The sequence below is a fragment of the Sodalinema sp. genome, from assembly GCF_046483825.1.
Taxonomy (GTDB): Bacteria; Cyanobacteriota; Cyanobacteriia; order Cyanobacteriales; family Geitlerinemataceae; genus Sodalinema.
In genome coordinates, this window is sequence record NZ_JAWOCL010000281.1 from 1 (window position 1) to 9,898 (window position 9,898).

Sequence of the window (9,898 nt, forward strand, 5' to 3'; positions counted from 1 at the left end):
ATACGGCAGGAGTTCATCTTGCCAGCCGATACACCATTTCCTAACTACCACGTTCAGGCTAAGCGTTTGACCGCTGCCAAGATGGAATTTCCTCGGCTCAAGACGGTCAACGCTCAGGTTCTTCAGCAGGTTCTCCGAAAATTGGAAACCTCCTGGGAGTCGTGGCGGTTAAAGCGTTCGGGATTACCACGATTCAAAAAGCCCAAGCGGATGCGAAGCTTTGTCTTCCCCCAGATGCTCAAAAACGGCGTGTCTGATGAGGGGATAAAGCTGCCGCAACTGGGCTGGGTTCGGGTTCGCTGGTCACGGGAAATACCAAAGGTGTTCCAGGTCAAGCAAGCTCGAATTGTCCGCAAGGCATCGGGGTACTTTGTCATGCTTAGCCTTCAGGCTGATGTCGAGATTCCTGCGGTGATGCCTCATGGACATCCGGTGGGGATTGACGTGGGCCTGGAATACTTTCTCTCAACGTCTGATGGAGAACAGGTCAAGCGACCTCGCTTTTTCAACAAACTGCAACGCAAGCTGAAATCGCTGCAACGCCGATTGAAGAAAAAGCAGAAGGGGTCAGCTAACTGGCTGAAACTCCAGAAGAAAATTACGAGAGTCCATCAACGGATTGCCGATACGCGAAAAGACTGGCATTTCAAATTGGCTCATCACCTCTGTGACGGTGCAGGGATGGTTTTCGTGGAAGATTTGGATTTCCGCATTATGGCTAAAGGGATGTTGGGCCAACACACCCTCGATGCTGGACTGGGACAGTTCACAAACCAAATCCTTCCCTGGGTGTGTTGGAAGCGTGATGTGTTTTACGGCAAGGTGGATGCTCGTGGCACTTCCCAGGAATGCCCCGATTGTGGGGCCGAGGTTCGCAAAGACCTTTCAAGCCGGATTCATCACTGCCATAACTGCGGGTCAATCAAACCCCGTGATGTAGCCAGTGGACAAGTTATCTGTACCCGTGGGCAACGGGGAATCGAAAATGCCTGTGGAGGGGATGCAGCGGGGGCTGGGGTCACCCAGTCTAGCTGGCACCTGTTGAAGCAGGAAATCTTTGGGGCGACCCAGGGAATCTCCCGGCATAGCCGTTAGGGTTGCTGGGAGAGGATGTCAATGTAGAGAGTACTTTGAGATATTTTGAGATTGTAGCTTGGTCTCACAGCTACAGCCCTTTTTCGTGAGAATGCAGCACAACAAACCCCCACTATGCCCGTAAATTTTTGGTTTGATCGCAATCCCTCTCAGTTATGGGAACCCTTACATACAATTTTGTCCGATCGCCCCGTAGAGCCACCCTCATCAGTCAGCACCTCGGGGGAGTTATCCTCCTCCTATCGAGGCTATGCCGGACGACGAGGCAAGGCGGCCCTGGTGTTACTGCTCATTTGGGGGATTGTCATCGGGCTACATTTTGTCTCTTGGGGAATCTGGCTTGTCTGGGGACTCACCGGACTCGTGGGCGTTCATGCTCTCAGAACCATTGTCCTACCCCCCCCTCGTCGTCAACTCGCCCCCTTATCCACCGATGGCCCACTTCCCTATGTCTCGTTTCTGATTCCGGCCAAAAACGAGGAAGCGGCCATCACCCCACTGATTGAGATGTTGAATCAGATTGACTATCCCGGCGATCGCTATGAGATTTGGGCCATCGACGACAACAGCAGTGACGGAACCCCAGAACTGCTCGATACGCTCAGTCAAACCTACGATCGCCTACAAGTCCTCCATCGCGATCACAGCGCTCGCGGCGGCAAATCCGGGGCGCTCAACCAAGCCGTGAAACTCGCCAAAGGAGACATCATCGCCATCTTTGACGCCGATGCTCAAGTCAGTTCCGACTTCCTCTGGCGGGTATTGCCCCTATTTCAGCGCGATCGCATCGGCGCCGTACAAGTCCGCAAAGCCATCAGCAACGCCGCCGAAAACCTCTGGACGCAGGGACAACGGGCAGAAATGATTTTAGATGCCTATCTGCAAGAACAACGGGTGGCCGTCGGTGGAATCGGCGAACTGCGAGGCAACGGACAGGTCATTCGCCGCACCGCCCTCGAACGCTGCGGCTATTTCAACGAAGAAACCATCACCGACGATCTCGACCTCACCCTACGCCTACATCTGGACCGCTGGGACATCGACTGTGTGACGACTCCCACCGTTCGCGAAGAAGGCGTGACCGAAACCCTGGCCCTGTGGCATCAACGCTCCCGTTGGGCCGAAGGTGGCTATCAACGCTATCTCGACTATTGGCGACTTCTGTGCGGCCGACGGCTGAGTTTCTCAAAACGGCTTGACTTAATCGTCTTCCTTTGGATTCAATATCTGCTCCCCACCGCCGCCTTCCCGGATTTGTTGCTCTCTCTGCTGCGGACTCGTCTGCCCCTATTTAGCCCCATGACCACCCTAACCATTAGTCTGTCCTTAGTTTGGATGTTCTTGGGCCTACGACGGGTGAATCGTGTCACCCAGCAACGGCAACCCTGGCCTCTGTTGCTGCGTGACACGATTCAGGGAACCCTGTATATGTTGCATTGGCTGTTAGTCATGGCCAGTACCACCGCTCGGCTAGCGTTTCGCCCCAAACGGCTCAAATGGGTCAAAACGGTTCACCGAGGAGTCCCCGAACCCAGTTAACGGGTCAAAGTTCAAAATCGAGGTCATCGTCCAACTCCACCACATCTCCATTGAAGAATTGGGCAAATTGCTCAGCTACATTGTTGAGTTCTTCGGTTTCCCAAGTGCGACCCGAGCTATCCTCAATTGTCCCAGCACTGGCCAGATGAGGACTCCCTGGCTGATGATGGGGATCTTGATGGGGATCTTGATAGGTATTTCGGGGGTCTGTGGCGACTGAGCCATTCTGGGAGATCGCTGGTTCTGGGGGGTCGGGGGTTGCAATGGTTGTATTTGACTCTGATGTATTTGACTCTGATGTATTTGACTCTGATGTATTTGACTCTGATCCTGCCGGTGGATGTGCCGGTGCCGTATTGGGATTCGCGGGCGAATTATCCCAGGGAGGGGAGTCCAAAGTTGCCGTGGCTGGGGAGACCTCAGACGAGCCTGATGCGGTGGCTGAGGGGGTCTGAGAGGGGTGAACTGGAGTGGACGCGGGGGGGGAGGCGATCGCAGCCCGAGGCGCCGGCGTTGGGGGATTTGACTGGGCTGGTGCGCTTCCTTGTCCCTGGGACGAAACGATGCTGACGCGAATAGGTTTGTCTAGAATTTTGCCAAAGGCCGCTTCGATGTCAGGAACTTTCGTTTCTGCCATTTTGATGAGGGCTTTCGGCACCCCAATCTGAGCCGTTTGACCGTCAAATTTCAGTAAGTGACCCTGTTGGCGTAAGAGTTCTTTGGTTGCTAATCGTTGTCGTTCGATTACCTGTTGCCAAACTTGAGGCAGATTGTAGGTTCCTGTCTCCTCGGGGCTGATATTCGGGGATGGGGCCGGCGAGGGAGCTGGTGATGGAACGGGTGATGGAACGGGTGATGGAACCGCTGACATAGGAGCCGTTTGAGCGGGTTCCTTCGTTGCGGCTGAGGCGGCGGCGGGGAGGTGTGAGGCCGGGGTTGGGGAAACCGCCGCTGGGACTGGCGTGGGACTTGCAGGCGGTACGCTGGCCGGAGGGATTGCGGCCGGGCCAGTTGCTTGAGTGGGTTGAACCATCGCCGGTTGAGCCATCACCGGTGGGGCCATCGCTGGACGCTGTAGGTTTCCTGGAAGTAACCCTAGTAAGGTCACTTCTAGCCAGAGACGGGGTTGAGTGGTTTGGCGAACTTGGCTATCACAGGCTCGTAAATGTTGGGAACCGGCCAGAATTAGGGATTCATCCCACTGTTTAGCGAAGTTACAGAGGGCCTCCCAGGTGTTGGCGGTGACGGCGACGAGATCGTTGCGTTGGGGAGCGGTTTTTGCAATGAGTAAATCTCGATAAAAGGCGGCGAGATTTTGCATGACGATTGGGGGTTCTCGTCCGCGATCGAGCAGATAGCGACAATGTTCTAAGACACGCTGGGGATTGTTGGCGGCGATCGCCTCAAGTAAGGTCAGTAAATCTCGCTCGGGAACGGCTCCAACGAGATCCCAAACCCGTTCAACGTCAATTTCTTCGGGGAGTAAACTAAGTTGATCGAGGACACTTTCGGCATCCCGTAAGCCACCCTGTGCCAGTTGGGCAATGAGGGTAATGGCTTCGTCGCTGATGGCGATCGCCTCTTGTTGGGCAATGTAGCGTAAATGCCCAGTCATAGCATCTAGGGGAATCCGCCGATAGTCAAACCGTTGACAGCGGGAAATAATGGTCGGTAAGACTCGTTGCGGATCGGTGGTGGCGAGGATGAAGATAACGTGAGCGGGCGGTTCCTCTAGGGTTTTTAAGAGAGAGTTGAATGCCGCTGTACTCAGCATATGGCATTCGTCGATAATATAGACTTTATAACGCGCTTGAACCGGGGCAAATTGCGCCCGTTCAATGAGTTCGCGAATGTTGTCGACTCCGGTGTTACTGGCGGCATCAATTTCGATGACATCTAGGGAAGAGCCTCGGGCGATACTGCGACAGGTATCACAGGTTCCACAGGGGGTTTCGGTGGGGCGATCGCCGCTCAAGCAATTGAGAGATTTCGCGAAAATCCGCGCACTAGAGGTTTTGCCGGTTCCTCTCGGTCCACAAAATAGGTAAGCTGGGGCAATACGCTCTTGACGAATCGCGTTGGTTAGGGTGCTGGCGATCGCCGTCTGTCCGACTAAATCGGCAAACGTGGCAGGACGATATTTGTGGTGTAAAGGCTCGTAAACCACGGGAGATAATGAAAGCTAGGGATTTGGTATAATTTTTTTCTTACCTTCTATTTTACGATAAGATGAAGACTTTGTAAATAAAAAAATCTGGCAAACAACAAACATAAAAATACCCCCTAAATCCGCCCGCCTTGAAACAAAAAACCAGGATATAGAGGGTATTCAAAAAACCTAAGAACGAGATGAAAAAGACCTACTCAACATTGAGCTTAATTTCGTGGTCTTTGAGTTGAGTTTGTAACCATTGGGCGAAAAATCGCTCTTCGAGTTGTTTACGCAGATCCCCTTCATAGGCGGCTGGAAGGACTTGTTCAATCCGTAGAATTGTATAGCGTCCTTCCACCTCCAGAGGACCAATAATATCACCCGCGCTGCGTCCATTGAGCTGTTGGCGAATTTCCGGTGGTAACTGTCCTAGTTGTAGGGTTCCCATCATCCCCCCCACAGAACTGTCATTCGTAATCGAATGTTGTTTTGCCAAAGATTCAAAAGTAGCTGACCCGGCGGCAAGCTGTTGCTGAATTTCAGTGGCTAAAGTTTGAGCTAAAACCACAATTCTGGACAAAACAACCCGGTCTAATGCTGCTTTGTTGTCTTTGAAATACTGACGAGCATCATTTTGGATTTCTTTCTGCTTGAGTAGCTCAACCCGCAGCGATTCTGAGACACGTTTTTGAAAGGCATCATAGCTCAACCCTTGAGATTTGAGCCATTCTTCAAAGCGGCTGGGATCTGTGAGTTGGTTTTGAACCCGAAAGTTAACGATCGCCTGCTCAATTTGCTGAGGTTCAACGGCAATATCTAAGCGTTGGCTCAGAGTTTGCTCGATGATATGGCGGTAGAGAATCCGTTGAATAAACTTCGGTAAATCGCCAGTTGTATTGAGATAACCAATGGCCTGTTTTAAAGAAATTGCCTGGTCATCAATGGTAATGAAATTGTCAGTCATAATCCGTTGCTGTGATGTGGACAGGGGAACCCCCTAGATGGCTTAGATACGTTCTCTAATACCTTGAATTGAGCCGCTGATCAGAGAAATCAGAATTGGACTCATTGAGATGGACTCATTGAGAAAGGTTCCCGCGATCGCACCTTAACGCACTTTCCCACCGCAAACTCTGGCACAATAGCCTCAAGCCGATTTTCACTCTAAGCCTTCGAGAACTGTCCATGGCGATCGCCCTTTCATCCCTAGAAGCCGGACTCATTGTCTCGTGTCAAGCTCCTCCAGACTCTCCCCTCCACAATCCGACCATCATTGCGGCCATGGCCCAAGCCGCCGTCAACCAAGGAGCCGTGGGGATTCGCGTCGATACCCCGGCCCATGTGCAAGCGGTTCGTCAGCAACTCCCAAACACCCCCATTATCGGCTTATGGAAACAGGTCTGTTCCGATAGCGATGTTTACATTACCCCACAATTTCACCATGCAGCGGCGATCGCCGCCGCCGGGGCCGATATTATCGCCCTCGACGCCACCGAACGGCCTCGTCCCCAGGGAGAAACCCTAGCGGAGATTGTGCAACGAGTCCAGTCCCAGTTAGGAACCACCATGATGGCAGATATCGACAGCCTCGACGCAGCTCAGACGGCGGCCCAACTGGGAATCGAGATCCTCGGGACGACGCTCTACGGCTATACCGCCACCACCGAGGGTCAAACCCCGCCAGCCTGGGACTTACTCAAGGATATCCTGGCCAGTTGTCCGGGATTCATCATCTGTGAAGGGGGGATTGCCTCGCCAGAGATGGCACGACAGGCGCTTAAAATTGGCGCTAACGCCGTTGTGGTTGGCACTGCGATTACGGGGATAGATATCTTAGTTCAGCGCTATCACAAGGCGATATTGGGGCAGTAGGCGACCCGTAGCGCGACCCATTTAACGATAGGATGGAAAGCAGCCCCGGCGAAGTGGGGTTGCAGCATTGTGGTGAGTAATCATGGTAGGGATCGTCAAGCAACCAATTCTAGTCTTTGGGCTTGGGGCCTCAGGCGCCTTGTGGCTTTTTGATAGTTTAGGCAATCGATTTACTGATTTCGGAGACTGGGGTGTGTGGGGGCTCATTATCGTAGGGGCCGTGATTTGGGGGTTGGGGCGTAACACGGCCCCCGCCACCGCTGAACCCCGGCTAACCCAAATCAATCGGGCCGAAGTTGAGCAAGCTTTAAATCGAGTTCGGGCCAGCCTAGGGATTTTAGCCCGCGAATGTGAGTTATCGGAGTCATCAGAGTTATCGCCAGAGATCTCTGAGTCGTCTCGAGTCGAGGCATTTGAAGGGCAACTCGAGGCATTAGTCGCGACCGATGAGACTCGCCCCCTTCAGATCGCTGTGACGGGCCGCAAGTCTGTGGGCAAAACCTCCTTAGTGACAGCATTAGAGGCTGAACTGGCGATGGGGTCTACCTTAGATGTCGAAATTCAGGAATTACCCGCTTGTCTGCAACGAGAGGATGCGACGCTATTGGCCCAGGCTCAACGGGCCGATGTTCTCGTGTTTGTGGTTGATGGCGATATTCGAGAATCTGAGCTGGATTGGGTTGAGAGGATAACAGCCACAGGACAGGCGTTAATTCTCGTGTGGAATCAAAGCGATCGCCATCCTCCCCAACAACAGGCTCAGATTTTAGGTCGGATTCGTCAACAGGCTGAACCCTATCTCCGGGGCGATCGCATTCTCGCCATCGCTGCGGCCCCCAGTCCCATTGAAGTGCGCCAATATAAGCCCGACCATAGTGTTGAAACCTCCACAACAACCCCAGCCCCGGAACTGGCGGCCCTCAGTGAATGTTTAGAGACGCTGCACCAAGATGCTCCCAGCCTGATCTGGGCCACCAGTTACCGAGCCGCACAAGCCTTACGGAGTGACATCCGCCGCGAGATTAACCGTTTCCGTCGTCAGCGGGCCTTGCCCCTGATTCGTCAATCCCAATGGATTGCAGCGGCGGCGGCCTTTGGGAATCCGGTTCCCAGTTTAGATTTATTGGCGACGGCGGCGGTCAATGTGCAATTGGTGATGAACTTGGGCAAAATCTATCAGCAACGGTTATCACTGGACCAAGCGAAAGCGGCGGCGAAAACCTTGGCGGAGGTTTTGGTGAAATTGGGGTTAGTCGAAGTGTCAACCCAACTGGTCACCACGGCTTTGAAACACAATCCCATTACCTTTGTGGCCGGGGGCGCGACTCAGGGGTTGAGTGCGGCGTACCTGACGCATATTGCGGGGTTGAGTTTAATTGAGTATTTTGAGCAGTGCGATGAACTGGCCGCTCGTGAGGGTGGGGCGATTCTGAATGGGGAACGGTTTGCAGCGATTGTGAAACAGGTGTTTGAGAAAAATCGTCGCAAAGCCTTTGTTCAATCGTTAATTCGTCAAGCCGGCGATCGCTTTGCCACGAAACCGGCCTAAGCCACGGCTCCAGGGCTAGACATGATTCGCCCAAATTCGGAAATTTTTGCCTAAAAATTCCTCGATTTTTCTCCCAAACTCTGGGTCGACTGCCGGAAAAATTGGAGGTCTCCAAAACCTGGATTGCCCACCCGTTAAGGAAAGTTGGTCGAGACTTGGCAAAAATGAAGGCTCCTTGCCCAACAATTTTGTGGGAAACCTTCGAGAAAGTTGACCCTAAATTTTTAAATTAAGGCTTGACAATTCCTAGGTTTTATTGGTAGGCTTAAGTTCGAGTCTTGAGGGGATAGGCGATCAACACCAAAGCGGTCAAGAAACGACGATACGGACTAGAACCCCAAGCGCATCGTGAAGACTCTGAAGTTTTCTTTGACCAAATCCAGTTTTTACCCAGGATACACTCAATTATGTCAAGTCAAGTTACCGGAACCGTCAAGTGGTTCAACGAAGAGAAAGGATTTGGTTTTATCACCCAGGAAAACGGCGGACCTGATGTGTTCGTCCATTTCCGAGCCATTGTTGACGACGGCTTCAAAACCCTCGCAGAAGGTCAAAAAGTCCAGTTCACCGTTGAACAAGGACAGAAAGGTCCTCAAGCCCAAAACGTCACCGTGATTTAGGCGTTAGGTTAAATTTGAATTTCTGAAAGCCCCGACCATCGGGGCTTTTTTGCTGTCTACTCGTGATTAACACAGTACGGTACAGTAGAGAGCGTCACCTGTAGTTAGCGTTCAGGACTAGCGCCTTTCCGTCATGCCTTGGTTTGCCAAAATTGAAAGTGGGATTGTGGACAAGTCCACCTTTGATCAGTATGTTCCGGCCCATGTCGACTATGTCAAAGCCCTCAATCGAAAGGGACATCATGCCCGCAGTGGCTACTGGAACCGTCGAGGCGGTGGGATGTTGCTGTTTGAGGCAGAATCGATGCAACAGGCCGAAGCGATTGTCCAACAAGACCCTCTGGTGTTGAACGACTGCGTCACCTACGATCTCTATGAATGGTGTTTGGTGGTCGATGATTGACCTCGATGATTGACAATTCCTGACCATTGCACCTGTTTTTGCTGGGTGCGGCGATAGGAAAAAAAGCGATCGCGGTCCCGGTAGGTGCAATGAGGGGAAATGGCAATTTGTTGGGGAACCAGTCCCAGCCGCTGAAGTTGGTGCATGATGGCCCGCCGGACATCCAGTCGCACTTTTCCCGGTTCAACATCGGGCAAGACGGGGGTATCATCGAAGTCCGAGAGTGCGGCAATCATGGCTTCACGTTCCTGGTGAGGATTTCCCGGTAGAAGTGTGGCCGCCACTTGGGCCGCCACATCTAACGAGACCTGGTAGACTTCCCCAGAAATGGCTGGCCCGAGGGCCACCCGGAGATTTGGGGTTTCGCTGCCACGATTCCAGAATTGGGCGATCGCCTCCGGAACAATTTTGGCCGCTGTTCCCCGCCAGCCGGAGTGAATCGCCGCCACAGATCCTCGGTCAACATCTGCAATCAAGACGGGGGTACAGTCCGCTGTACAAACCCAGACGGATTCCTCGGGGCGATCGCTCACCAGTCCATCGGCTTCCTCGGTGGTGCCGCGATGAGTCGCCGAGATGGGGTGAAGTGACTGCGTCGCGGCGATGCGATTGCCATGAACCTGATGGGTCCGATAGACAACAGCATCCGTCGTTAAACTCTCGACCAA

8 protein-coding genes and 1 pseudogene are annotated in these 9,898 nt (G+C 53.0%); 6 read left to right on the top strand and 3 right to left on the bottom strand.

Annotation, left to right across the window (positions count from 1 at the left end):
- Positions 1-1,184, top strand: a pseudogene (locus R6U67_RS17825) (RNA-guided endonuclease InsQ/TnpB family protein); the annotation flags it as partial.
- Between the two features lie 25 nt (positions 1,185-1,209).
- A complete protein-coding gene (locus R6U67_RS17830; RefSeq protein ID WP_410253793.1) occupies positions 1,210-2,634 on the top strand; it encodes a glycosyltransferase in 1,425 nt (474 codons plus the stop codon).
- Positions 2,635-2,638: 4 nt separating this feature from the next.
- Here the strand turns inward: R6U67_RS17830 and R6U67_RS17835 are convergent, their stop codons facing one another.
- Positions 2,639-4,801 carry a DNA polymerase III subunit gamma/tau gene (locus R6U67_RS17835; RefSeq protein ID WP_410253794.1) on the bottom strand — a complete coding sequence of 721 codons (2,163 nt, stop codon included), beginning with the start codon at positions 4,799-4,801 and terminating at the stop codon, positions 2,639-2,641.
- 193 nt (positions 4,802-4,994) lie between these two features.
- Positions 4,995-5,750, bottom strand: a complete 756-nt coding sequence (locus R6U67_RS17840; RefSeq protein ID WP_410253795.1) for a peptidylprolyl isomerase — start codon at positions 5,748-5,750, stop codon at positions 4,995-4,997.
- 221 nt (positions 5,751-5,971) lie between these two features.
- Between R6U67_RS17840 and R6U67_RS17845 the strand changes: the two genes are divergently transcribed.
- The 4 genes from R6U67_RS17845 to R6U67_RS17860 all read left to right on the top strand — a co-directional run bounded on the left by R6U67_RS17845 (position 5,972) and on the right by R6U67_RS17860 (position 9,230).
- Positions 5,972-6,658, top strand: coding sequence for an N-acetylmannosamine-6-phosphate 2-epimerase (locus R6U67_RS17845; protein WP_410253796.1), 687 nt, complete (start codon positions 5,972-5,974; stop codon positions 6,656-6,658).
- A gap of 193 nt (positions 6,659-6,851) precedes the next feature.
- The gene (locus R6U67_RS17850) at positions 6,852-8,207 is read left to right on the top strand and encodes a DUF697 domain-containing protein (protein WP_410253797.1); all 1,356 of its coding nucleotides are present in this window, start codon (positions 6,852-6,854) and stop codon (positions 8,205-8,207) included.
- Positions 8,208-8,614: 407 nt separating this feature from the next.
- The gene (locus R6U67_RS17855) at positions 8,615-8,827 is read left to right on the top strand and encodes a cold-shock protein (protein ID WP_068787857.1); all 213 of its coding nucleotides are present in this window, start codon (positions 8,615-8,617) and stop codon (positions 8,825-8,827) included.
- Positions 8,828-8,960: 133 nt separating this feature from the next.
- Entirely contained in the window at positions 8,961-9,230 is a 270-nt protein-coding gene (locus R6U67_RS17860; RefSeq protein ID WP_410253798.1) for a YciI family protein, read from the top strand.
- Here R6U67_RS17860 and pgeF read toward each other — a convergent pair.
- The coding region (gene pgeF / locus R6U67_RS17865; protein ID WP_410253799.1) for a peptidoglycan editing factor PgeF at positions 9,200-9,898 on the bottom strand (699 nt) is incomplete at its 5' end. The genes R6U67_RS17860 and pgeF overlap by 31 nt on opposite strands.